Origin of the sequence: Agromyces allii (genome assembly GCF_009749385.1) — a bacterium.
Taxonomy (GTDB): domain Bacteria; phylum Actinomycetota; class Actinomycetes; order Actinomycetales; family Microbacteriaceae; genus Agromyces; species Agromyces allii.
Map to the genome: position 1 here is coordinate 162007 of NZ_WBIN01000010.1, position 24365 is coordinate 186371.

At 71.9% G+C, this 24365-nt stretch carries 21 protein-coding genes and 1 pseudogene; 9 read left to right on the forward strand and 13 right to left on the reverse strand.

Going from position 1 to position 24365, the window contains the following annotated elements; translation table 11 throughout:
• Window positions 1-4 precede the first annotated feature (4 nt).
• Window positions 5-1975: a DEAD/DEAH box helicase gene (locus GQR16_RS13455; RefSeq protein WP_211373516.1), complete on the reverse strand. Its 1971-nt coding sequence runs from the start codon at window positions 1973-1975 to the stop codon at window positions 5-7.
• Between the two features lie 112 nt (window positions 1976-2087).
• On the opposite strand from GQR16_RS13455, the gene GQR16_RS13460 reads away from it, so the two are divergent.
• Window positions 2088-3179, forward strand: coding sequence for a DUF2804 domain-containing protein (locus GQR16_RS13460; RefSeq protein ID WP_157415661.1), 1092 nt, complete (start codon window positions 2088-2090; stop codon window positions 3177-3179).
• A gap of 123 nt (window positions 3180-3302) precedes the next feature.
• Here GQR16_RS13460 and GQR16_RS13465 read toward each other — a convergent pair whose 3' ends face one another.
• A complete protein-coding gene (locus tag GQR16_RS13465) occupies window positions 3303-4289 on the reverse strand; it encodes a tocopherol cyclase family protein (protein ID WP_246200827.1) in 987 nt (328 codons plus the stop codon).
• Between the two features lie 51 nt (window positions 4290-4340).
• Entirely contained in the window at window positions 4341-6932 is a 2592-nt protein-coding gene (locus GQR16_RS13470; RefSeq protein ID WP_157415663.1) for an MMPL family transporter, read from the reverse strand.
• 90 nt (window positions 6933-7022) lie between these two features.
• Here GQR16_RS13470 and GQR16_RS13475 point away from each other — a divergent pair, with 90 nt between their 5' ends.
• From GQR16_RS13475 to poxB, 3 genes are all read left to right on the forward strand, one after another.
• Entirely contained in the window at window positions 7023-7586 is a 564-nt protein-coding gene (locus GQR16_RS13475) for a TetR/AcrR family transcriptional regulator (RefSeq protein WP_246200829.1), read from the forward strand.
• Window positions 7587-7624: 38 nt separating this feature from the next.
• Entirely contained in the window at window positions 7625-8695 is a 1071-nt protein-coding gene (locus GQR16_RS13480; protein ID WP_484456020.1) for a DNA polymerase IV, read from the forward strand.
• A gap of 88 nt (window positions 8696-8783) precedes the next feature.
• Complete coding sequence (gene poxB, locus GQR16_RS13485; protein ID WP_157415665.1) at window positions 8784-10517, forward strand: ubiquinone-dependent pyruvate dehydrogenase; 1734 nt, start codon at window positions 8784-8786, stop codon at window positions 10515-10517.
• Here the strand turns inward: poxB and GQR16_RS13490 are convergent.
• Entirely contained in the window at window positions 10514-11032 is a 519-nt protein-coding gene (locus GQR16_RS13490) for a MarR family winged helix-turn-helix transcriptional regulator (RefSeq protein WP_157415666.1), read from the reverse strand. The genes poxB and GQR16_RS13490 overlap by 4 nt on opposite strands.
• Window positions 11033-11054: 22 nt before the next feature.
• Between GQR16_RS13490 and GQR16_RS13495 the strand changes: the two genes are divergently transcribed.
• Window positions 11055-11342, forward strand: coding sequence for a hypothetical protein (locus GQR16_RS13495; protein ID WP_246200831.1), 288 nt, complete (start codon window positions 11055-11057; stop codon window positions 11340-11342).
• 202 nt (window positions 11343-11544) lie between these two features.
• Here the strand turns inward: GQR16_RS13495 and GQR16_RS13500 are convergent, their stop codons facing one another.
• The 5 genes from GQR16_RS13500 to GQR16_RS13520 form a co-directional block, all read right to left on the reverse strand.
• Window positions 11545-12474, reverse strand: coding sequence for an aldose 1-epimerase family protein (locus tag GQR16_RS13500; protein ID WP_211373517.1), 930 nt, complete (start codon window positions 12472-12474; stop codon window positions 11545-11547).
• Window positions 12475-13998, reverse strand: a complete 1524-nt coding sequence (araA, locus tag GQR16_RS13505; RefSeq protein ID WP_157415667.1) for an L-arabinose isomerase — start codon at window positions 13996-13998, stop codon at window positions 12475-12477.
• A 29-nt stretch (window positions 13999-14027) separates the two neighbouring features.
• On the reverse strand, window positions 14028-15665 hold the full coding sequence (locus GQR16_RS13510) for a xylulokinase (protein ID WP_157415668.1): 1638 nt from the start codon (window positions 15663-15665) through the stop codon (window positions 14028-14030).
• Window positions 15662-16381, reverse strand: coding sequence for an L-ribulose-5-phosphate 4-epimerase (locus GQR16_RS13515; RefSeq protein WP_157415669.1), 720 nt, complete (start codon window positions 16379-16381; stop codon window positions 15662-15664). The genes GQR16_RS13510 and GQR16_RS13515 overlap by 4 nt, the downstream gene beginning before the upstream one ends.
• 92 nt (window positions 16382-16473) lie before the next feature.
• On the reverse strand, window positions 16474-17580 hold the full coding sequence (locus GQR16_RS13520; RefSeq protein WP_157415670.1) for a LacI family DNA-binding transcriptional regulator: 1107 nt from the start codon (window positions 17578-17580) through the stop codon (window positions 16474-16476).
• A gap of 192 nt (window positions 17581-17772) precedes the next feature.
• On the opposite strand from GQR16_RS13520, the gene GQR16_RS13525 reads away from it, so the two are divergent.
• On the forward strand, window positions 17773-18477 hold the full coding sequence (locus tag GQR16_RS13525; RefSeq protein WP_157415671.1) for a DUF5995 family protein: 705 nt from the start codon (window positions 17773-17775) through the stop codon (window positions 18475-18477).
• Between the two features lie 62 nt (window positions 18478-18539).
• Here the strand turns inward: GQR16_RS13525 and GQR16_RS13530 are convergent, their stop codons facing one another.
• The 3 genes from GQR16_RS13530 to GQR16_RS13540 all read right to left on the reverse strand — a co-directional run bounded on the left by GQR16_RS13530 (window position 18540) and on the right by GQR16_RS13540 (window position 20765).
• A complete protein-coding gene (locus tag GQR16_RS13530) occupies window positions 18540-18998 on the reverse strand; it encodes a YdeI/OmpD-associated family protein (protein ID WP_157415672.1) in 459 nt (152 codons plus the stop codon).
• A gap of 82 nt (window positions 18999-19080) precedes the next feature.
• A complete protein-coding gene (locus GQR16_RS13535; RefSeq protein ID WP_157415732.1) occupies window positions 19081-20532 on the reverse strand; it encodes a phytoene desaturase family protein in 1452 nt (483 codons plus the stop codon).
• Window positions 20532-20765, reverse strand: a complete 234-nt coding sequence (locus tag GQR16_RS13540) for a hypothetical protein (protein WP_157415673.1) — start codon at window positions 20763-20765, stop codon at window positions 20532-20534. Before GQR16_RS13540 ends, GQR16_RS13535 begins: the two co-directional genes overlap by 1 nt.
• Window positions 20766-20941: 176 nt before the next feature.
• Between GQR16_RS13540 and GQR16_RS13545 the strand changes: the two genes are divergently transcribed.
• The 3 genes from GQR16_RS13545 to GQR16_RS13555 are packed head-to-tail and all read left to right on the forward strand — an operon-like array spanning window position 20942 to window position 23314.
• Complete coding sequence (locus tag GQR16_RS13545; protein WP_157415674.1) at window positions 20942-21346, forward strand: group I truncated hemoglobin; 405 nt, start codon at window positions 20942-20944, stop codon at window positions 21344-21346.
• 4 nt (window positions 21347-21350) lie between these two features.
• Window positions 21351-22544 (forward strand): globin domain-containing protein, encoded by a 1194-nt coding sequence (locus tag GQR16_RS13550; protein ID WP_157415675.1) that lies wholly within the window; start codon window positions 21351-21353, stop codon window positions 22542-22544.
• The gene (locus GQR16_RS13555) at window positions 22541-23314 is read left to right on the forward strand and encodes a DivIVA domain-containing protein (protein ID WP_157415676.1); all 774 of its coding nucleotides are present in this window, start codon (window positions 22541-22543) and stop codon (window positions 23312-23314) included. Before GQR16_RS13550 ends, GQR16_RS13555 begins: the two co-directional genes overlap by 4 nt.
• A gap of 120 nt (window positions 23315-23434) precedes the next feature.
• Here the strand turns inward: GQR16_RS13555 and GQR16_RS20185 are convergent.
• Window positions 23435-24240, reverse strand: a pseudogene (locus tag GQR16_RS20185) (siderophore-interacting protein).
• Window positions 24241-24365 lie beyond the last annotated feature (125 nt).

Below are 24365 nucleotides of genomic sequence, written 5' to 3' on the forward strand. Positions count from 1 at the left end.
GCGACTACTCGTCGCGCGTGCCCTTGTGGCGCGGCTTGCGGGAGGCGCCGTCGTCGCCGGCCGGGGCGTCGTCGTTCGAGCGCGCGGGCTTGTCGTCGTAGGAGCGGGCCGGCTTGTCGTCGTACGAACGGCGCGGCTTGTCGTCGCGGTCGAACGAGCGGCGAGGCCGGTCGTCGCGGTCGCCGTACGAGCGGCGCGGGCCGCCGTCGCGTCCGCCGTCACGACGCTGAGGGGCGCCGCGGTCGGGGCGCAGTTCGATGAGGCGTCCGCTGATGCGCGTGCCGTCGAGGCGCTCGAGCGTCTCGCGGGGCAGGTCGGCCGGCAGCTCGACGAGCGAGAAGTCGGGGCGGATCTGGATCGCACCGAAGTCTTCGCGGCGCAGGCCGCCCTCGTTGGCGAGCGCGCCGACGATCTGGCGCGGCTCGACCTTGTGGCGTCGCCCGACGGCGATGCGGTAGGTCGCGAGCTGGGGGCCGCCGCGCGAGCGACGGTCGCCGCCGCGGTCGTCGTCGTAGCGTCCGCCGCGCGAGCCGCCATCGCGCCCGCCACGGTCGTCGCGATCGCGGCTGCCGCGGTCGTCGCGCTCCTTCCACTCGCGCGCGGGGCGCACGGGCTCGGGCTCGAGCAGCAGCGGGGACTCGCCCTGCGCGACCACGGCGAGCGCCGCGGCCACGTCGACCTCGGGCACGTCGTGGTGCTTCATGTAGTGGCCGATGATGTCGCGGAAGCCCTCGATGCGCTCGGACTGCTCGAGCGCCGCGGTGATGCGGTCGTCGAAGCGCGAGAGGCGCGTGACGTTGACGTCTTCGACGCTCGGGAGCTGCATCTGCGTGAGCTCCTGGCGGGTGGCCTTCTCGATCGCCGAAATGAGACGGCGCTCGCGGGGGGTCGCGAAGCTGATCGCGTCGCCGGTGCGGCCGGCGCGGCCGGTGCGGCCGATGCGGTGCACGTACGACTCGGTGTCGGTCGGGATGTCGTAGTTGACCACGTGCGAGATGCGCTCGACGTCGAGGCCGCGAGCCGCGACATCCGTCGCCACGAGGATGTCGAGCTTGCCCGACTTCAGCTGGTTGACGGTGCGCTCGCGCTGGGCCTGGGCGATGTCGCCGTTGATGGCCGCGGCGGAGTACCCGCGTGCGCGGAGCTTCTCGGCGAGTTCTTCGGTGACGCTCTTGGTGCGTACGAAGATGATCATGCCCTCGAAGTTCTCGACCTCGAGGATGCGCGTGAGGGCGTCGATCTTCTGCTGGTGCGCGACGACGAGGTAGCGCTGCGTGATGGTCGAGGAGGTCGTGGTCTTGGTCTTGACCGTGATCTCTTCGGGGTTGTTCAGGTACTGCTTCGAGATGCGCCGGATGGCCGACGGCATGGTCGCCGAGAACAGGGCGACCTGCTTGTCGTCGGGGGTGTCGGCGAGGATCGTCTCGACGTCTTCGGCGAAGCCCATCTTGAGCATCTCGTCGGCCTCGTCGAGCACGAGGTACTTGAGCTCCGAGAGGTCGAGCGTGCCCTTGTCGAGGTGGTCCATGATGCGACCGGGCGTGCCGACGACGATGTGCACGCCGCGGCGCAGGGCCGAGAGCTGCACGCCGTAGCCCTGTCCGCCGTAGACGGGCAGGATGTGCACGCCGCGCATGCGCGACGCGTACTTCTCGAACGCCTCGCAGACCTGCAGGGCGAGCTCGCGCGTCGGAGCGAGCACGAGCGCCTGCGGGGTCTTCTGGGACTCGTCGAGTCGGGCGAGGATCGGCAGCGCGAAGGCGGCCGTCTTGCCGGTGCCGGTCTGGGCCAGGCCCACGACGTCGCGCCCTGCGAGGAGGGTCGGAATGGTAGCGGCCTGGATGGCCGAGGGAGTTTCATAGCCGACGTCGGAGAGGGCCTTGAGTACGGCGCCGTCGAGTCCGAGGTCGGCGAAGCTGATCGCGGCGGGCTCTTCAGGAGCCTCGGCCACGACGGGGTTTTCGCCGGAAGTCACATTTCAGCCTAGTCCTGTCGCCTGTGAGGCGGCAGGGTGCGCCCTGGGCGGCTCGGTCGGTGGTACCGTGGCGCGGATTTCACCGTTGAAACGCGCCCGAGAACGAGGACCCATGAGCCGCCCCGACGACCCCGCCGCCGCCCCGACCGTCGGCGTCCGCGCCGGCCGCTTCGTCGCCGAGCGCGAGCTCACCTCGACGGTCGCCCTGTGCGGTCCCGATGGGCGCCTCGACCCCGCGGCCGTCGGCTGGACCCGCACCCCGCTGCACGACACCTCGGGCATCGACGGACGCCGGGTGTGGGGCCGCAACAAGCGCTGGGAGTACTGGGGCGTGATGACGCCGACGCACGTGCTCGCCGTCACCGTCTCGTCGATCGACTACGCGGCGGTGCACGCCGTGCTCGTGTACGACCGTCGCGATGGGCGGGTGATCGACCGCACCGCGATCGCGCCGTTCGGTCGCGGGGCGACCCTGCCCGCGTCGCTCGGCGACGGCCCGGCGGCGGCCCGCGCCCGCGGGCTCGCGATCGACATCGCCGACGCGCAGCGCGACGGCGTCGACGGCACGCTGCTCAGGGCGACGGTCTCGGGCGCCGAGGGCGTGCGGTTCGAGGTGTTCGCCGAGCGACCGGCGGGGCACGAGGCCCTCGGCGTGGTCGTGCCCTGGTCGAGCACGCGCTTCCAGTACACCGTGAAGGATGTCGCGCGCCCGGCGACCGGCTGGGTCGAGGTCGACTCAGCGGCCGGGGTCGAGCGCACCGAGGTCGTGGCCGGCGAGAGCTGGGCCGTGCTCGACCACGGCCGCGGGCGCTGGCCGTACCGCATGGTCTGGAACTGGGGCGCCGGCTCCGGCACGGTCGACGGCCGCACGGTCGGGCTGCAGCTCGGCGCCAAGTGGACCGACGACACCGGTTCGACCGAGAACGCCGTCGTCGTCGACGGGCGCCTGCACAAGATCGGCGAGGAGCTCGACTGGGTCTACGACGAGGCCGACTGGCTCGCGCCGTGGCGCGTCCACGGCGCGACGGCCGACCTGCGATTCGAACCGTTCTGGGATCGCGTGAGCGCGACCGAGCTCGTCGTCTTCGGCTCGCACGGGCACCAGTGCTTCGGCTCCTGGTCGGGCTGGGTCGAGGTCGACGGCGAGCGGCTCGAGGTCGACGGGCTGGTCGGCTGGGCCGAGGACGTGCGCAACCGCTGGTGAGGGCGAGTGGATGCCGCGACATCCGCGCTTCAGGCGAACACGCGCTGCTCAGGATGTTGCGCGCCGAATCGGCCTGACTCGCGTTCGTTTTCCTGATCCGAGGGCGAGCGGATGTATCGGCGGCTACAGCGCGAGCAGCCGCTCGGTGTCGCCGAACACCTCGAGCCCCGCGCACGCCGCGGTGCCGGCGAGCAGCACCCGCCCGTCGTGGTCGAGGTGGCGGAACGCGATGCTCGCGTCGAGCGTCTCTTCGACCCGCTGGTGCATCGCCGTGCGGAGCGGCGCGTGCAGCAGTCCGCCGCGCACGCGCTCGGCGTCGAGCTCGAGCACGCCGTCCGGCCCGGTGACGCTCCAGCGCACGTGGGTGTCGTCGATCGAGAGGCGCGTCTCCTTCGAGCGGTTGTACGTGGTCCACCGGTGGAGGCGGCCGCTGTGGCGCAGCCCCACGATCGAGCCGCGGAACGCCCGCCCGAGCCACGGGATGATCGCGATCGAGGCGATGAGCGAGGCATCCGTTCCGTCGCCGATCTCGGTGTCGAGGTGGTTGCTGGCCATCCACACGTACCCGGCCGGGAACGCCTTGCCCCAGTCCTTCTCGAGGTAGCCGCGGCCGCCGTCGAAGCTCGCGGGCCGGCCCTCGATCTCGATCTCGCCGGCGAGGCCGTGCCCGAACGAGACGATGCCGTGGAAGCACTCCATGGCGGGCACGAGGCCGTACCAGCCCATGATGCCGGGCTCGCGCGCGGTGACCGGCCACGGCTCGAGCGGGGTGGCGTAGGCGATCTCGCCGCGCAGCTGCGGCAGGTCGAGGGTCATGCCGCTGGGCGAGAAGCGGTTCGGTCCGACGCGCACGTCGAACTCCCGGTCGGATGCCGCGAACTCGCCGACCTCGAACCGGTGGTACCAACTGCGCCCGGTGAGTCCGTCGAGCACCTGCACGAACGCCTCGTCGGTGCTCGCCCCGGTCGTCGAATCGGCGCCGATGCCCCGGAACACCCCGGGGATCACGGCCCACCGCTGTGCGCGGTCGGCCGTGACCACCTTGTTGTACCAGCCCTCGAAGTAGCCCTTCGTCACCCCGTCGCCGTGGAACGCCTCAGGGTGACGCACTCCACGCACATAGGCCGCCGGGCTCCGCATGGGGCGAGCCTAGGGCCCGGCTCACGCCTGGTCGAGAGCCGGTTCCGCTTCTGCAGCGGGCTCGCCCGCGGCATCCGCCCCGTCCTCGACCGTGACGAGGTGGTGGCGACGCTCGAGCGCGGCCCCCTCGACGTCGACGTCGGGCATGATGCGGTCGAGCCACTTCGGGATCCACCAGGCCGAGCGGCCGAGCAGGTGCATGATCGCGGGCATGAGGAGCATGCGCACGACGAACGCGTCGACGAGCACGCCGAAGGCGAGGCCGAAGCCGACCGAGCGGATCATGGTCGAGTCCGAGAACACGAACCCGCCGAAGACCGAGACCATGATGAGCGCCGCGGCCGTCACGACCGAGCGGCCGGCGCGGAAGCCCTGCGCCACCGCGAGCTTGGCCGACGACCCGTGCACGTACGCCTCGCGCATGCCGGTCGCGAGGAACAGCTGGTAGTCCATCGCGAGCCCGAACAGGATGCCGACGAGGATCACCGGCAGGAAGCTCAGGATCGGGCCCGTGCTGATGCCGAGCGGGTCGGCGAACCAGCCCCACTGGAACACCGCGACGATCGCGCCGTACGTCGCGAACAGCGACAGGATGAACCCGCCGGTGGCGATGAGCGGCACGAGCAGCGAGCGGAACACCAGGATCATGATGAGGAGCGAGAGCCCGACGACCACCGTGAGGTAGAGCGGCAGCACGTCGGACAGCCCCTCGGAGATGTCGATGTTGATCGCGGTCTGGCCTGCGACGCCGAGCGGGATGTCGCCGTTCACGGGCGGCAGATCGCGCAGGTCCCGCACGAGCTGCTCGGTCGACTCGGCGCTGGGGCCCTCGGCCGGCACCACCTGGAACGCCGCGAGGGTGTTGTCGTCGGAGACCGCGATGGGCGCGACGGCGACCACGCTGTCCTGTGCGGCGAGCGTCGAGGCCACGTCGACCTGCAGCGCGAGCACCTCGTCGTCGGTCGTGCCCTCTGGCAGCTGCGCCGTGACGAGCAGCGGGCTGTTCGCACCGGCGCCGAACTGCTGCTCGGCGACTGTGAACGCCTCGTAGGAGGACGAGTCGTGCGGTTCGGTCGAGCCGTCGGGCAGGCCGACGCGCATCGAGAGGGCGGGGATCGCGACGACGAGCAGCGCGACGATCGCGACGAGGCCGGTCAGCACGGCACGCAGCGTCGACATGGGCTTCACGACGGGTGGCTCGTGCCGGTTGCCCTCGCCCAGGTGGGCGCGCACCTTCCGGCGGAGGATCCGCATGCCGAGCAGCCCGAGCAGGGCGGGGGTGAGGGTCGTCGAGATGATCACGGCGACGAACACGGCGACCGCGCCGACCGTGCCCATGAGCCCGAGGAACGGCACGCCCGTGATGTTCAGGGCGAGCAGGGCCACGATCACCGTGGTGCCGGCGAAGACGACCGCGTTGCCCGAGGTGCCGTTCGCGAGCCCGATCGACTCGACGACCTCGGCGCCCTGGAGGAGCTGCTTGCGGTGCCGGTTCACGACGAAGAGCGAGTAGTCGATGCCGACCGCGAGGCCCAGCATGACGGCGAGCATCGGCGTGACCGAGGCCATGTCGACGACGCCCGAGAAGGCGAGCGATCCGAGGATGCCGACGGCGACGCCGAAGATCGCGGTGACGAGCGGCAGCGATGCGGCGATGACCGAACCGAGCATCACGAGCAGCACGATGGCGGCGATGATGAGGCCGATCGCCTCGCCGACGCCGAAGATCTCGGGGATGCCCTGCGAGATGTCGGTCGAGAACGAGACCGAGACGCCCTCGATGGGCTCGGACTCGAAGTGGTCGATCACCGACTGCTTCGACTCCTCCGAGAGGTCGAGGCGCGGCTCGGTGAATGACACGCTCACGAGGGCGGTCGAGCCGTCTTCGGAGACGAGGCGGATGCCGTCGGCGTAGCCGGCGAGCTCGGTGCCGAGCTCGAGCTGTTCGGCCTGCGTCTCGAGCTCGGTGCGCCCGTCGTCGAGCTGCTGCTGCTGGTCTGCGAGCTGCGCCGTGCCGGCGTCGAGCTGGGCCTGCTGGGCGTCGAGCTGCGCCTGCTGCGCGTCGAGCTCGTCGGTCGGGGCGCCGGCGGCCTCGGCCTGCTGGCGCCCGGCGTCGAGCTGCGCCTGCGCGGCGTCGAGCTGGGCCTGGCCGGCCTCCGCCTGCGCCGTGCCCGCGTCGAGCTGCTGCTGGCCCGCATCGAGCTGGGCGGTCGCGTCGTCGATCTTCGCCTGTCCGTCGGCGAGCTGCTGCTGCTGGTCTTCGAGCTGCTGCTGCGCTTCGAACGGGTCGATGACGTCGGCGACGTCGATCAGGTCGTTCTGGTCGGCGACGAGCGCGCTGATCTGCGCCTGCTGGTCGGCCGTGAGCGCCGAGCCGTCGTCGGTCGTGAAAACGACGGTTCCGGATGCCCCGCTGAACTCGGCCAGCTCCTGCTCGAGTTCGGCGATCACGTCGCCCGAAGCGGTGCCGGGCACGTCGAAGCTCGTCGCGAGGCCCTTGAAGCCGATGAGGAACCCACCGACGGCGATGGCGAGCACCACGAGCCAGGCGCCGATGACGACCCAGGCCCGCCTCGCCGAGAACTTGCCCAGTCGGTACAACAGCTCAGCCACGTCGTGTCCTCTCATCGCGATCGCCGGCACGATCGACCTCGACATCATACGAGACGGACCGTCTCGTCTTTCTGTGAGTACCATGTGCAGGTGTCCGAGCATCGACGTGGTCCGGTCCGCAGCGAAGCCGCGCGGGTCGCCATTCTCGAGGCCACCGCCCGCCTGTTCGAGACTCGCGGCTACGACCAGCTCACCATGGAGGGCATCGCTGCCGAGGCGCACGTCGGCAAGCAGACCATCTACCGCTGGTGGCCCTCCAAGAGCGCGGTCGTCGCCGACTGCATGGTCGAGGGCCTGCTGCTCCGCGAGTACATGTCGCCGCCCGACACGGGCGACCTGCGTGCCGACCTCACGGTCTGGATCGGCGGCATCCTGAACTTCCTCGACGGCGGCGGGGCCTCTCTCGTGCGCTCCCTCGTCGCGGCGGCCATCGACCGGCCGAGCATCGGCGAACGCCTCGGCGAGGCGCTCGGCATCAACCACCTGCTGAACGCCCGCCTCGAGTCCGCAGTGGACGTCGGGCAGTTCTCGCCGACGCGACCGACGCAGCCGTTCAGCCGGGCGCTCGTCGGCGCGATCGTGCTCCTCGCGCTGGCCGGCGAACCGGCCGAACCCGAGACGGCCGCGCAGCTCGTCGACGCCGTTCTCGGCTGAACCGGCGCGTCCGAGCCGCAGCGCGCCAGACTGGTCCCGTGGCCTCCTGGGTGCTGCACGTCGACCTCGACCAGTTCATCGCTGCGGTCGAGGTGCTGCGGCGCCCCGAACTCGAGGGACTCCCGGTCATCGTCGGCGGTCGCGGCGACCCGACGGAACGCGCGGTCGTGTCGACGGCGTCGTACGAGGCCCGCGCGTTCGGCGTCGGTTCCGGGATGCCGCTGCGTATCGCCGCGCGCAAGGCACCCGACGCGGTGATCCTCCCGGTCGACCACGACGCCTACACCGAGGCATCCGTCGCCGTCATGTCGACGTTGCGCGCGCAGCCGGGCGCGACCGTGCAGGTGCTCGGATGGGACGAGGCGTTCGTGGGCGTCGATGTCGACGACCCCGAGGCGTCTGCGAGAGCGATGCAGCGCGCCGTGCTCGATCGCACGCGGCTGCACTGCAGCGTGGGCATCGGCGACACGCTCGTGCGCGCGAAGATCGCGACCGGGTTCGGCAAGCCGCAGGGGGTGTTCCGCCTCACCGCCGAGAACTGGCTCGAGGTGATGGGCCACCGGCCCACGATCGAGCTGTGGGGCGTCGGATCGAAGGTCTCGAAGCGGCTCGGCACCCTCGGCATCGCGACGGTGGCCGAGCTGGCCGCTGCCGAGCTCGAGCCGCTGATCGCCGAGTTCGGTCCGCGGATGGGCGCCTGGTACCGCGAACTCGGCCGCGGCGAGGGCGGCAGCGTGGTCGACGACTCCGAGCGGGTCGCCCGCGGACACAGCAGGGAGACCACGTACCAGCATGATCTCGTCGAGGCCGCCGAGGTCGAGGCCGCGCTGCGCGTGCTCGCCGAGGCGGTGCTCGACGACGTCGCCGCCGAGGGGCGACCCGTGATGCGCCTGACGCTCAAGGTGCGGTACGCGCCGTTCCTCACCAAGACGTTCAGCCGCAAGGTGCCGACCACTGCCGATCGCGAGGAGGTGCTGGCGCACGTGCGCCGGTTCGCCGCCGACCGCATCGAGCCCGCCCGTCCGATCCGACTGCTCGGGCTGAGGGCCGAGATGGAGATGCCCGACGACGCACGCGAGAGCGAGACCCCGACGCGGGGCGGGTGGTAGTCGGCACGGGTGGTAGCCGGCACCGTCGCGACGTACGGTGGACGCAGGGCGCCGTACGGCGCCGGCACACCATCCGGGGGGATGACGCATGTCGCAGACGGTCGCCGAACTGTTCGTCGAGACGCTGAAGCGGGCGGGGGTGAGCCGGGTCTGGGGCCTGCCGGGCGACTCGCTCAACGCGTTCACCGACGCGCTGCGCCGTGACGGCGGCATCCGCTGGATGCATGTGCGGCACGAGGAGACCGCCGCCTTCGCCGCCGCCGCCGACGCCGCCGTCACGGGCGAGCTCGCGGTCGTGGCCGGCAGCTGCGGGCCGGGGAACCTGCACTTCATCAACGGACTCTTCGACGCGCAGCGCAGCCGCGTGCCCGTGCTGGCGATCGCGTCGCAGATCCCGTCGTCGGAGATCGGCAGCGGCTACTTCCAGGAGACGCATCCGCAGGAGCTGTTCCGCGAGTGCAGCGTGTACAGCGAGCTCGTCGGCGACCCCTCGCAGCTGCCGTGGGTGCTCGAGATCGCGATGCGCACGGCCGTCGAGAAGCAGGGCGTCGCGGTCGTCGTCGTTCCGGGCGACGTGTTCTTCGCCGACGCACCCGCGCGCAGGCCCGGCTCGCCCATCCGCGCCGCGAGCCCGCGCGTCGTGCCCTCCCCCGACGAGCTCGCCGAGGCGGCCGCGGCGCTGAACGCCGCGGCATCCGTCACGATCCTCGCCGGTGCGGGCGTCGCCGGCGCGCACGACGAGGTGCTCGCGCTCGCCGAACGCCTGCAGGCGCCCATCGTGCACGCGTTCCGCGGCAAGGAGCACATCGAGTACGACAACCCGTACGACGTCGGCATGACCGGGCTGCTCGGCTTCGCCTCGGGGTACCGCGCCATGGAGAAGTGCGACGCGCTGCTGATCCTCGGCAGCGACTTCCCGTACCGCCAGTTCTACCCGTCGAAGGCGAAGATCGTGCAGGTCGACCTGCGCGGCGAGCAGCTCGGACGCCGCACGCCCGTCGACGTCGGCCTCGTCGGCGACGTGCGCGAGACCGCGATCGCGCTGCTGCCGCTGATCGCCGATGAGCGCAGCCCGAAGCACCTCGAGTCGAGCGTGAAGCACTACGAGAAGACGCGCAAGGAACTCGACGGCCTCGCGAACGACGACGGCAAGGAGCCGATCCATCCCGAGTACGTCGCGAAGCTCATCGATCGGCTCGCCGACTCCGATGCGATCTTCACGGCGGATGTCGGTTCGCCCGTCGTCTGGACGGCGAGATACCTGCACCTGACGCGCGACCGCCGATTGATCGGTTCGTTCACGCACGGGTCGATGGCCAACGCGATGCCGCACGCGCTCGGCGCCAAGGGCGCGGCCCCCGAACGCCAGGTCATCGCGCTCGCCGGCGACGGCGGCCTCTCGATGCTCATGGGCGACCTGCTCTCGATCCGGCAGAACGACCTGCCCATCAAGATCGTCGTGTTCAACAACTCGTCGCTGAACTTCGTCGAGGTCGAGATGAAGGCGGCCGGCATCGTGAACTTCGGCACCGAGCTCGTGAACCCCGACTTCGCCGCGGTCGCCGAGTCGGTCGGCATCACCGGCATCCGGGTCGAGCGCGGGGCCGATCTCGAGGCCGCGTTGACCCGCGCGTTCGCCGCACCGGGCGCCGCGCTCGTCGACGTCGTCGTCGCGCGCCAGGAGCTCTCGATCCCGCCGTCGATCACGGCCGCGCAGACGAAGGGGTTCGCCCTCTACGCACTGCGCACGGTCATGTCGGGCCGCGGCGACGAGCTGCTCGACCTCGCCGACACGAACGTGTGGCGGCGCCTCTTCGGCTAGTCGCTCGTCGCCAGTCGCTCGTCGCGGCCGGGTGCGCCTTCGGCGGGCTGACCGCCGGGGCCGGGGCTGATGCGCTGGATCAGCGTGGAGAGCTCGGCGTGCAGGCGCACGAGGTCGTCGACCTCGACGCCGAGCGAGGCGACGACCTGCTCGGGCACGCGCTCGGCCTGGTCGCGGAGCCGGCGGCCGGCGTCGGTGAGTCGCAGCGCGAGCTGTCGTTCGTCGCGCGGCGAGCGCTCGCGGGTCACGAGCCCGGCGGCCTCGAGGCGCTTGACGAGCGGCGACAGCGTCGCGGGCTCGAGCCGCACGAGGGCCGCGATCTCGGAGAGGGCGAGCGGCTCGTGCTCCCAGAGGGCGAGCATCACGAGGTACTGCGGATGCGTGAGCCCCATGGGCTCGAGGATCGGCTTGTACGTGCCGATCACGAGCCGCGATGCGACGGCGAGCGCGAAGCAGAGCTGACGGTCGAGGGCGAGCGGGTCGACCTCGTCGACTGCGGCGGTGGCGGCATCCATATTCATTAGTATACTAACTGTTATGGCACGAACGAATGAGGACCCGGCGAACTGGACGCCCGAGCGCGGCCTCAACCCGCTGAACCCGTTCCTCGGCAAGCGCGGCTTCTACAACGCCTTCAACCGCATGATCTTCCGGTTCACGGGCCCCGCGCAGGTCGGCATCGGCCGCCCCGAGGCGCCGTACGTTCCGCCGGCCGACCCCCGCTGCCCGCTCTGCGGCGGGCCCATGGCCGCGCACGACATCGACCGTTCGGGCGAGCGCACGCAGGTGCACTGCCCGCCTGCCGCCGCTTCGCCCGTCGAGTAGCGACGAAGGAGCGAATCGAGACCAGCGCGCCCCGTGCCACCCCGCTGGTCTCGAGACGGCGCTGTCGCGCCTCCTCGACCGGCGAGCCGCGTACGCGAACGGCCCGGCTGGAGCCGGGTCGACCACCACCCTCGTCGAAGGGCGGTGACCGACCGAGCCCCAGCCGGGCCGAGTCATGTCGCGACGAGACGCGCCGAGCGCGTCAGATGCCGAAGATCGTCCAGTGCGCCGACGTCGAGGCGCCGGGGTCCAGCACGATGAGGTCGGTGCCCGAGTTGAAGGCGTCGGGCGGGCAGGTCATCGGCTCGACCGCGAGGCCGGTGCGACCGCTGCCGTCGGCCGTGTGGATCTGCACCCACGGACACTCCCGACCCCACGCCATGCCGACGCCGCGTCCGCTCGCGTCGACGACCGTGACCTGCACGGCACCGTCGGCCGCGGGGCTGTCGTACGCCAGGCCCGTGAACGCGTGGTCGATCTCGGTCGAGGCGATGCGCCGCGGCATCCGGTAGTCGAACGAGTCGCCGTCGCGGGGGGCGTCGACCGCGGCCAGGTGCGTCGGGATGAGCCGGTCGGGCGTGACCTCGAGCACCTCGGCGGCGGGCAGCGTGAGCGTCCAGTCGTCGACGAGGCCGTCGCCCGCCACGAGGTACGGGTGGGGGCCCGTGCCGTAGGGTGCGGCATCCGGCCCGACGTTCGTCGCGGTGACCGTGGTGTGCAGGCCGCCGGCGTCGACGCGGAAGTCGACCGAGATCTCGACGCGGTGCGGGTAGCCCGCCTGCGCCTCGATGGTCGCCGTCAGCACGACGCGCGCGCTCTCGCGGAGCACGGGGGTGAAGTCGAGCCACGCCGCGAGCCCGTGCAGCGCGTGGCCGCGGTCGGGCTCGGTGAGCGGCAGCTGCTCGTCGACGCCGCCGAAGCGGTACCGTCCGTCGGTGACGCGGTTCGGCCACGGCACGAGCGTCACGCCGCGGTATGCCGGGCGCACCTCGTCGGCTTCGAACGGCACGACGAGGTCGCGCCCCTCGAAGGTGAGCGAACGCAGCGAGGCGCCGATGCTGGCGATGGTCGCCTCGTAGCCGTGCGCGGCGATCGTGTGCTGGTGGCCCGAGAGCGCGTGCTCCGCGACCACTTACAGGCCCTGCGCGAGACGGTAGTACGCCTGGTTCCAGCGCACCTCGTGCTTGAACCCGGGCAGCGTGGTCTCCTCGTCGATGACGAGCAGCTCGAGCTCGGCCATCTCGGCGAAGTCGCGGAACACCTCGATGCCGACCGCGGTCGACATGACCGTGTGGTGCGCGGCGCCGGCCGTGAGCCACGCTGCGGCCGAGGTGCGGAAGTCGGGGGCCGGCTTCCAGACGGCACGGCCGACGGGCAGGTTCGGCAGCGACTCGCGCGGCGGCACGTTCTCGACGACGTTGGCCGTGAGGCGGAACCGGTCGCGCATGTCGCTCATCGCGACGACGACGGCGGGGCCGGGGTCGGCCGTGAAGACGAGGCGCACGGGGTCGTCCTTGCCGCCGATGCCGAGCGGGTGCACCTCGAGGGTGGGCTTGGCGCTCGTCAGCGAGGGCGAGACCTCGAGCATGTGCGCGCCGAGGATCAGCTCGTCGCCGGGGGTCATGTCGTAGGTGTAGTCCTCCATGAGGCTCGCGCCGCCGGGCAGGCCGGCGCCCATGACGTTCGCGATGCGCACGAGGATCGCGGTCTTCCAATCGCCCTCGGCGCCGAAGCCGTAGCCCTCTGCCATGAGGCGCTGCACGGCGAGGCCGGGCAGCTGCTTCAGCTCGCCCAGGTCTTCGAACGACGTGGTGAACGCGCCGAAGCCGCCCTCCTCGAGGAACGAGCGCAGGCCGATCTCGATCGCGGCGCCGTCGCGCAGCGACTGGTGGCGCTCGCCGCCCTTGCGCAGCTCGGGAACGACGTCGTACTCGGTCTCGTAGACCGCGACGAGCTCGTCGATCTCGGCCTCGGATGCCGCGGCGACCGCTTCGGCGAGCTCGTTGACGCCCCACGTGTTGACCTGCACGCCGAGGCGCAGCTCGGCCTCGGTCTTGTCGCCCTCGGTGACGGCGACGTAGCGCATGTTGTCGCCGAAGCGGGCGAGCTTCAGGTCGCGGCTCGCGGCGAGACCCGCGGCCGCACGCTGCCAGGTGCCGAGCTGCTGCTGCACGACGGGGTCGCTCGCGTGGCCGACGATGGTCTTGCGGGGCACGCCGAGGCGCGTCTGGATGTAGCCGAACTCGCGGTCGCCGTGGGCGGCCTGGTTCAGGTTCATGAAGTCGAAGTCGATGTCGGCCCAGGGCAGCTCGACATTGGCCTGCGTGTGCAGGTGCGCGAGCGGCTTCTGCAGCGCGTCGAGGCCGGCGATCCACATCTTCGCGGGGCTGAACGTGTGCATCCAGGCGACGAGGCCGATGACGTTCGGCGCGGCGTTCGCCTCGAGGGCGACCTTCTTGATCGCGGCCGAGTCGGTGAGCACGGGCAGCCAGACGATCTTCACGGGCACGTCGGATGCCGCGTCGAGCGTCGCGGCGATGGCCTCCGACTGCTCGGCGACCTGTGCGAGGGTCTCGGGGCCGTACAGGTGCTGGCTGCCGGTGAGGAACCAGACCTCGTACTGGTCGAGCGAGGTGGTGAGCGGCGTGCGGGTCATGTTCGTTTCCTTCTGGTGGGAGGTGGAGGTCAGAGTGCGTCGACGGCGGCGGCCTCGGCCGCGAGGCCGGCCCGGTACCGCTCGAGGTAGGCGGCGAAGCCGGCGACATCCGCCGGATCCGGATCGACCGTGTCGAAGCCCGCATCGGCGAAGACGCGGTCGTTCAGGTAGGTGCCGAGGTCGGTGTCGTCGGTGCCGGCGACGGCCTGCAGGTACGACGCGAGCACCGCGATGCCCCAGGCGCCGCCCTCGGAGGCGGTCTCGCCGACGGCGACCGGCGCGTCGAGCGCACCGGCGAGGAAGCGCTGGGCGACGCCGGCCGTGCGGAACATGCCGCCGTGCGCGAACATGCGGTCGAGCTCGACGCCCTCGCCGTCGAGCACGCGCATGCCGAGCGCGAGCGTGCCGAACACGCCGTAGAGCTGCGCGCGCACGAAGTTCGGCAGCGTGAGCCGGCTGTCGGGGGTGCGCACGACGAGCGGCCGGCCTTCGGAGAGGCCCGCGATGGGCTCGCCCGCGAGGTGGTTGTAGGCGAGCAGTCCGCCGGCGTCGGCCTCGCCCTCGAGCGCGGCCGTGAACAGCGCCTCGAAGACGGCGTCGGAGGAGATCGGGGTTCCGGATGCCGCGGCGAACTGCCCGAATACGCCCGCCCACGCGGCGAGCTCGCTCGCGCCGTTGTTGCAGTGCACCATCGCGACGGGGTCGCCGGCGGGCGTGGTCACGAGGTCGAGCTCGTGGTGCGCGTGCTCGAGGGCGCGCTCGAGCACGACCATCGCGAAGATGCTCGTGCCGGCGCTGACGTTGCCGGTGCGCGGGGCGACCGAGTTCGTCGCGACCATGCCCGTGCCGGCGTCGCCCTCGGGCGGGCACAGCAGGGCGCCCGGCTTCAGGCCGCCGGTCGGGTCGAGCAGCGCGGCGCCCGCCGAGGTCAGCACGCCGGCGGGGGCACCGGCCTCGAGCGACTGGGGCAGCAGCTCGACGAGCGGCTTCGGCAGGCGATCGCCGACGAGCTCGTCGTACGAGGCGACGAGGGCGGCGTCGTAGTCGTGGGTCACGGCGTCGATGGGGAACATGCCCGACGCGTCGCCGACGCCCAGCACCTTGCGGTCGGTCAGCTTCCAGTGCACGTAACCGGCGAGGGTCGTCACGAAGCGGATGTCGGGCCCGTGCGCCTCGGCGTCGAGCACTGCCTGATGCAGGTGGGCGATCGACCAGCGCAGTGGGATGTTCACGCCGAACCGCTCGCTGAGCTCGGCCGACGCCGCGCCCGTCGAGGTGTTGCGCCACGTGCGGAACGGCACGAGCAGGTCGCCCCGCTCGTCGAAGGCGAGGTAGCCGTGCATCATCGCCGAGACGCCGATCGCGCCGAACGTCTCGGGCGTCGCGTCGTAGCGGCGGCGCACGTCGGCGACGAGGTCGGCGTACGAGGCCTGCAGGCCCGACCAGACGTCTTCGAGCGAGTACGTCCAGACGCGGTCGACGAACTCGTTCTCCCACTCGTGGCTGCCGACGGCGAGCACGCGCGTCGGGTCGGCCGCATCGACGAGGCAGGCCTTGATGCGGGTGGAACCGAGCTCGATGCCGAGCGACGTGCGGCCCTCGAGGATCGCGGTGCGCGCGGCATCCGTCTGGGCGCCCTCGTGGGCGTTCTGGGGTTCGGTGCTCATCGTCGGGCATCTCCGCTCTGTCCGTAGACGTTCTGGTACCGGTCGTACAACCGGTCGATCGCTTCCTGCGGGATCGGGACCAACGGGCCCGCCTCACGAGCAAGATGCACCGTGCGGGCGACGTCCTCGACCATGACCGCGGCCTTGACCGCGTCCTTCGCCGACGACCCGATCGTGAACGGCCCGTGATTGGCCATCAACACCGCCCGGCTGCGATGCCCGGTCAACGTCTCCACGATGCCCCGACCGATCGAGTCGTCCCCGATGATCGCGAACGGACCCACCGGGATCGGACCACCGAACTCATCGGCCATCGCCGTGATCACGCACGGAATCGGCTCATTGCGCGCCGCCCACGCCACCGCATACGTCGAATGCGTGTGCACCACACCGCCGACCTCGGGCATGTTCCGATACACGTACGCATGCGCCGCCGTGTCCGACGACGGACTGCGCTCAGCACCCGGAGTGCCCTCGATCACGGTGCCGTCCAGATCGCACAGGATCATGTTCTCCGGCGCCAGATCGTCATAACTCACCCCCGACGGCTTGATCACGAACAGATCCGCACCCGGAACCCGACCACTGACGTTCCCGCCCGTCCACACCACCAGGCCATACCGCGTCAACTCCGCATGCAACTTCGCAACCTCGGTCCGAACACGGGCGATCGCCGATTCGACGTCGGCACCGAACTCCTGGGGTGGTGCATTCACGGGGCGTCCTCCATCGCGATCGGGCCACTGTGACCGGTCACATTCTGACTCAGACGGATGCGGGTGTCAATCGCGGAGCCCGACGGGCTCGGTCAGCGCGGCACGGACAGCGGCGCGGACGACGCCCGCACGATCAACTCGGGCACGAGCATCGGGCGGTTCGCCGCGGCATCCGCCCCGCCGAACTCGTCCGGGCGCTCGACGAGCGCGGCGACCGCGCGGCGCGCGAGCTCGTCGAAGTCCTGCCGCACGGTCGTGAGCGGCGGCCAGAAGAACTCCGCATCGGGGATGTCGTCGAAGCCCACGAGGCTGAGCGAACCGGGCACCGCGCCGCCGCGTTCGCGCACGAGGCGCATGAGGCCGAGCGCCATCTGGTCGTTGGCGGCGAAGACGGCGGTCGGGGCATCCGCCAGCAGGCGCTCCCCTGCGTCATAGCCCGACCGGGCCGACCAGTCGCCGCGAACGACGGCGACGGGCTCGAGGCCGTGCGCCGCGAGCTCGAGGTCGAAGCCGTGCTCGCGCGAGCTCGACTCCAGCCAGTCCGACGGCCCCGCGAGATGCGCGATGCGCGTGTGGCCGAGCTCGACGAGGTGGCGGGTCGCGATGCGTGCACCCTCGACCTGGTCGACGGCCGGGCTGTGGTCGCTGCGACCGCCGCGGCCGCCCGCGAGCAGCGTCACGACGGGCACGTCGACCCGCAGCTCGTCGAGCGCCTCGAGCACGCGCACGTGCGGCGCGACCACGACGATGCCGTCGACGGCCTGCCCGCGCAGGTGCGCGATGCCGGCCGAGACCGAGTCGAGGTCTTCGGAGTCGACGTAGGCCGTGCTCACCCAGTGGCCCGCGGCACGCGCGGCAGCCTCGAGGGCCGCGATGCTCGTCGAGGGGCCGTAGTTGCGCGAGTCCGACGCGAGCACGCCGATGGTGCGCGACCGCTTCGTGCCGAGGGCGCGAGCCGCGAAGTTCGGCGTGTACTGGAGCTCGGCGATCGCATCCATGACCCGGCGCCGCGTGGCCTCCTTGATCTGCGGATGATCGTTCAGCACGCGCGACACCGTCTGGCGCGAGACCCCGGCGAGCACGGCGACGTCGCGCACGCCGACCGCGCGCGAGGAGGCAGGGGCGACGGATGCGGCGGCGGGCGTGGCGGCGGGCGCCTCGGGTCCGCCGGGCGCGCGCTCCGTGCCGGATGCCTGCATGTCCGCCCCTCGTGCCCGCGTGGTGTCGATCCCGAGCGTAACCGACCGCCGCCCGGCGGGCGGCCGAGCACGCCTTCTGCCGTTGCACGGTCGGCGATCCACTGCCGTCGGTGCACCGCCGCCCGTTCGACCGGCGCCACCGCCGTGCCGACGTTCCGGCGCGACCGCCGCACCCGGCCCTATGATGCCGACATGAGCAAGCCTCAGCTGTTTCCGGGCTCCCCCATCGCCGAGGTCGTCGCCGACCTCGACCGCGTGCGGCGCCCGCTGCGCGCCTCCGACGGACTCGCCGTCTTCGTCGACATGTACCGGCAGGTCACCGCCCTCGTCGGGCAGCGCGTGGCCGAGGGCCGGTTCGACGATCCGGCGTTCATCGAGGAACTCGACGTGGTGTTCGCGGGCTACTTCCTCGCCGTTCCGAAGGCGATCGCCGCGGGCAAGCCCGTGCCGAAGGCGTGGGATCCGCTCATCGACCGGCGCGCAGCGCGCCTGTATCCGCTCCAGTACGCCCTCGCCGGCATGAACGCGCACATCAACCACGACCTCGCACTCGCCGTCGTCGAGACCTGCGAGCGGCGCGGACTCGACCCGAACCGCGGCACCGTGCACGCCGACTTCGACCGCATCAACGGCGTGCTCGCAGAACTCGTGCGGCCGATCAGGCGGGGCTTCCTCGAGAAGGAGGTCGTGCGCGCCGGGGCGCCGCTCTCGCCACTCGCCGACCTCGTCACGAACTTCTCGATGGAGAAGGCCCGCGATGCCGCGTGGGCGACCACCCTGACCCTCTGGGCCGTGCGCGACCTGCCGCTCGTGCCCGGGTCGACGGCGCGCGCCCTCGCGAGCACGGTCGGGCTGGTGAGCCGCCAACTGCTCGTGCGGTTCGACCCGCAGGACTGAGCCCGCCCGACCCGCACGCGACGTGGGCCGAACGGCCGGATGCCGCGGCTCGACGCCCGCGACTACCCCGCCGCCGGCGCCGGCTCGCCGCCGAGCTCCTCGACGAGCTTCGCGATGCGGCGCTCGCGCGTGGCCTCGGTCTTCGCCTGGTCGATGACGCGAACGAACTGGCGCCGCTGGCTCACGGTCTTCGCGTCGAAGCGTTCGCGCACGGCGGCATCGGCATCGAGCGCCGCGGCGATGTCGTCGGGCAGGTCGGGCGCGGCGGGCTCGTCCGCCAGATCGAGCCGCACGTCGACCACCTCGCCGACGACGAGCCCGGCCGCGGCACGGTTGGCGTTGCTCAACCCGATGAGGTTGCGGCCGAGCATGATCGCGATGCGCGTCTCCCACGAGTGCCCGTTGACCGTGACGGTGATGCGCGGCCGCTTGCCGCCGCCGAGTTCGTCGACCGCCGCGGGCGGCACCTCGAGGCCGTGCATCTTCTCCTGCGGCTCCACGACCGCCCGGAACTGCGCCATCGGCGTCTCCTCTCGACCCGACCGAGCCTATGACCTCGCCGTGACGCGCGGACGGAAGACGGGCGGATGTCGCGGGCCGACGTCAGTCGAGCGCGAGCCTCGGCGCCGACCTGATGCCGAACTCGTGCCGCAGCGCGCTGCGCGCCGCGTACCAGCCGTTGAGGCCGGTGACGCCTGGCCCGGGCGGCGTCGACGCCGACGCGAGGTAGACCCCTTCGACCGGCGTGCGCCACGGATCGGTCGAGAGCACCGGGCGTCGCAGCAGCTGCCCGATCGTCGGGGCGCCGGAGGCGATGTCGCCGAGCACGTAGTTCGGGTCGTACCGCTCGACGTCGAGCGCCGTGCGGCTCGCCGCCTCGAGCACCACGTCGCGGAAGCCGGGCGCGAACCGCTCGATCTGCCGGGTGATCGCCTCGCGCTGGTCGACGCCGGAGCCGCTCGGAACGTGCGTGTACGCCCAGAGCACCTGACGCCCGGCGGGCGCGCGGGTGTCGTCGACGATCGAGGGCTGCGAGACGAGCACGTACGGGGCATCCGAGTGGCGCCCACGGGCGACGTCCCGTTCGGCCCTCGCGATCTCGGCACGGGTGCCGCCGACGTGCACGGTGCCGGCGTCCCGGAGCCGTGGATCCGCCCACGGCACCGGGCCCGACAGGGCGAAGTCGACCTTCGCGACCCCGTTGCCGTACCGGAACGCCTGCAGTGCCCGCGCGTAGCGCCGCGGCATCCGCTCGCCCGCGATCGCGACGAGCGCCTTCGGCGTGACGTCGAACAGCACCGCACGGGCACGGGGCAGCTCGCGCAGGTCGGTGATCTCGGCATCCGTCGTGATCGTGCCGCCGTGCGCGACCAGGTCTTCGGCGAGCGCGTCGACGATCGACTGGCTGCCGCCGACCGGGATCGGCCAGCCGCGCGCGTGGGCGTAGCTGCCGAGCGACAGCGCGACGCCGGCGGGGGCGAGACCCGGAAGCGGCAGGATCGCGTGCGCCGCGACCCCGGCGAGCATCGCCGGCGCGACCTGCTCGGCGAAGCGCGCGTTCCAGAGCGGCGACCCCTGCTCGAGCACGCGCAGCCCGAACCGTGCCGCCGTCACGGGATCGCCCGGCACGCCCAGCAGGTTGCTGCCCGTGAACTCCGCGACGGCATCGGCCCGGGCGACGAGCGGCCCCATCAGGCGCCGATAGGCGCGCCCGTCGCGGCCCAGCCCCTCGACCGTGCGATCGAGATCGCGGTACGCGAGGCCCGCACGGCCCCCGTCGAGCGGGTGCCCGTACGCGGCCTCCGGATGCCGCAGCTCGACGCGTCGGGCCAGCTCGAACTCGCGGAAGAACCGCGACGCCAGGGCCATCGGATGCACCGCCGAGCACACGTCGTGCCGGAACCCGGGCAGCGTCAGCTCCTTCGTGCGCGCCCCGCCGCCGATCGTGTCGGCCCGCTCGAACACCTGCACGCGCAGGCCCGCGCGAGCCAGCGTCACGGCCGCCGCGAGCCCGTTGGGCCCGGCGCCCACGACGACGGCATCGGCATCCGTCATCAGAAGGCGGCCGACGCCCACCAGACGATGATGAACAGGCCCATCGCGACGAACACGACGCCCACGATCAGGAACACGTTCGCGCTGGGGCCGCGGGCGTCGGCCCTCGCCACGTTCGACTGGCGCTCGGCCGTGATGGTGTCGGCCAACCAACGCCGTCGGACGATCAGCGCGACACCGCCGACGAGCGCGAGCACGGCCCACGCGAGGGCGAAGATCAGGCCGGGTTCCACCCCGTCAGCCTACCGTCGACCCTGTGCGGAGCGGTCAGGAGAGCCCGATCGCCCGAGCGGGCGAACCTGTCCCCCTCCTGGGGGACACCACGACATTCGGAAATGCTTTGATCTGGTCGATTCCCTTCTGCTAGGAAAGGGGGGTCCCAAACCCCCCTACTGAATGGACACCCGACATGACCTCCCTCGATCTGCAGACCGAATCCGCAGCCCAGAGCGACTACGCCGCCGTCGGCGGTGCGCCCGCGATCACCGCGGTCGTCAACCGGTTCTACGAGCTCGTGCTCGGCGACGACCTGCTCGCCAAGCACTTCGAGGGCACCGAGATGGCCCGCCTCAAGCGGCACCAGGTCGCCCTCGTCTCCCAGGTCATGGGCGGTCCGGTCGCCTACGAAGGACGCGAGCTGCGCGCGGCCCACGCGAACATGGGCATCACGGCCGAGGAGTTCGGCGCGGTCGCCGGCCACCTCATCGCCGCACTGACCGAGGCCGGCGTGCCGTCCGAGATCATCGACCGCACCGTTGGCGCCGTCGCTGCGACCCAGCCCGACATCGTCGAGGTCCCCGCGGCCCAGGCCTGACGGCGTGGACACCGCCGCGCTGAAGCACACCTGGTCGCTGGCGGAGACGCTCGGCGACGAGGTGCCGCTGTTCTTCTACTCGCACCTCTTCTACACGCACCCCGAGCTCAGGGCGATGTTCCCGGTCGCGATGGCCACCCAGCGCGACCGGCTCGTCGGCGCGCTCGGGCGCATCGTGTCGAACGTCGACCAGCTCGACGAGGTGACCGCGTTCATCCAGCAGCTCGGCCGTGACCACCGGCGATTCGAAGTGGTCGCCGAGCACTACGACGCCGTCGGCCTCTCGCTGCTGACCACGCTGAAGCACTTCCTCGGCGAGCTCTGGACCCCGGAGCTCGCCGCCGACTGGGCGGCCGCGTACGGCGTCATCGCGACCGCGATGGTGCAGGCCGCAGAGGAGTCGGAGCTGAGCAGTCCGCCGTCCTGGGCGGGCCATGTCATCGGCGTCGACCGTCGGAGCATGGACATCGCGATCGTGCACGTGCGCCCCGAACCCGACCTCGCGTTCGAGCCGGGGCAGTCGTTCGCGGTCGAGACGCCGTACACGCCGCGCATGTGGCGGTACTACAGCCCGGCCAACGCGCCGCGCGCCGACGGCACGATCGAGTTCCACGTGCAGCTCGTGCCGGGCGGGCAGGTGTCCGGTGCCGTCGCGCGTCGACTGAAGGTCGGCGACGTGCTTCGGCTCGGCTCGGCGGTCGGCCAGGAGCTGACCCTCGACGAGGCCGACCGCGGTCGCGATCTCGTGATGGTCGCCGGCGGAACCGGCCTCGCCCCGCTGCGGTCGCACCTGGAGCGCATCGACCTGCAGTGGCAGGCGACCGGCGACGCCCCGCGCGTGCACCTGTTCCACGGCGCCCGGGTGCCGTGGAACCTGTACGAGCACCGGCTGCTGCAGAGCCTGGCCGGTCGGCCCTGGTTCGACTACACGCCCGTCGTGTCCGACGACCCCAGCTACCCGGGCCGCAAGGGGCTCGTGAGCGATGCGGTCGCCGAGACCGGGGTCATCCCCGGTGCGCTCGCGATGGTGTGCGGATCGCAGTCGATGGTCCAGTACACCGCCTCCCGGTTGCGCGACCTCGGCGTGCCCTCCCCCGACATCCGTTTCGAACTGTTCGCCCGACTCGAAGACGATCACGAGCGCCGCGACCCGCAGTCGCCGCAGCTCGCCGAACAACCGATGGGAAGTGCCCGATGACCATCTGGGACGACGAAGAGGAACTCCCGATCCCCCGACCGCCCGCGCCCGAAGGCGGCCTCGTGGCCGCCGTCTCACGTCTGCCCTCGTCGGGTGCCGTGAAGTTCGCCCCACGGCCGCTCGGCGGATACGACCGCGCCGAGGTCGACGCATTCGTCGACGACCTCGCCGAGTCGGTGGCCGCGGTCTGGGCCGCCCTCGACGAGGACCGCCGCGAGCTCGCCGAACTCCGGGCCGAGAACACGAAGCTCCGCAGCTCCGACAACGCCGACCTCGAGCACGAGGTCACGCTCGGCGCGGTCGGCCTGCTCTCGCAGGCGCAGATGATCGCCGACAAGGCGGTCGCCGACGCCGAGGCGTACGCGCGCGACCTCGTGCTCACGGCGCGCACGCAGTACCGCGAGACGCAGGAGCGCCACGCCGCCGAGGCGGCGGCATCCGCACCGGCGGCGGCTTCCGGCGCGGCGCCCGCCTCGGCCGCGGGCTCCGAGCCGAGCACCGCCACGGGGTCGATCTCGCTGCCGTCCATGCACGAGATCGAGTTCGTGCGCACCTACGCGCAAGTCGCGCAGGTCCAGTTGCGCTCGGTGCTCGATGCACTCACCGAGCAGGTCGACCGCCTCGGCACGCTGCCGCAGCCCGAGCCCGTCGAGGCCGTCGAGGCCGTCGGCGCGGTTCCCGACGACGAGTTCCCCGACGAGGAGCCCGACTGGCTGCCCGCCGTGCCTCCGCAACCGACGAAGGGGCGGCAGTCGTACGTCAGCCCCTGACCCGTCGACGGCCCGACGATCCGCCGCCCTCGCCCCCGCAGTGCGGGAGGCCGAGTGGAGGCGGATCGTCGGGCCGCCGGTTCGTCGGGCCTTTCCGGCGGATGCCGCGGCGCGGCGTTGCTATCCCTCGTCGCCCTCGGTGCGCGCGGAGTCCGCCTTCCACTGGCGGAAGCCGTCTTCCGAGCGCCCGCGTCGCCAGTACCCCGAGACCGAGAGCTGCTCACGGGCGAGGCCGCGCTCGGCCCGGAGGTAGGGGCGAACGCCGCGCATGACTTCCTCGGCCTCGCCGTGGACGAAGGCGTGCACCCGGCCCTCGGGCCAGTCGACCGACCGGACGGCCGCGGTGAGCAGTCCGGCGCCGGTGCCGCCGTCGCGATGCACGAACACCACGCTCGCGCGTCGGGCCGCGCGAGCTGCGGTTCGTACGCCGCCGACTCGACGAGCACGATCACCCTGGCGACGGCGTCGGCGGGCAGCACCTCGAGCGCCGCCGCGATCGCGGGCACCGCCGACTCGTCGCCGACGAGCAGATGCCAGTCCGCCTCGGGATCCGGTCGGTACGCACCACCGGGACCGTTGGCGAGCAGGATGTCGCCCACCCGGGCGTTCGCCGCCCACGGCCCCGCGACCCCCTCGTCGCCGTGAACCACGAAGTCGATGTCGAGCGTGCCGGCCGCGACATCCGGATGCAGTGCCGTGTACGTGCGGACGACCGGCAGGTCTTCAGCCGGCAACGTGCCGCGCAACTCCCGCACGTCGATGTTCTCGGGCAGGGTCACGCCCGGCTTCGAGAAGACGAGCTTGAGGTACCGGTCGGTGAACCCGCTCCCGAGGAACGCGGAGAGGTCGTCGCTGCGCAGGTGTACCCGGCGCAGGGCGGGCGTGACCCACGAGGTGCCGGTCACGACGAGACGGGTGGTCGGCATGCGGCTGCTCCATGGGTGGCTCGAGGGGCGGGCGGATCGATGACCTCCGGATGCCGGAGAGGGCCGCGCCGAGCACGGAACCCGCCTTCCATCTCACCATGCATTGCGTCCGTGCACGCCGCTCC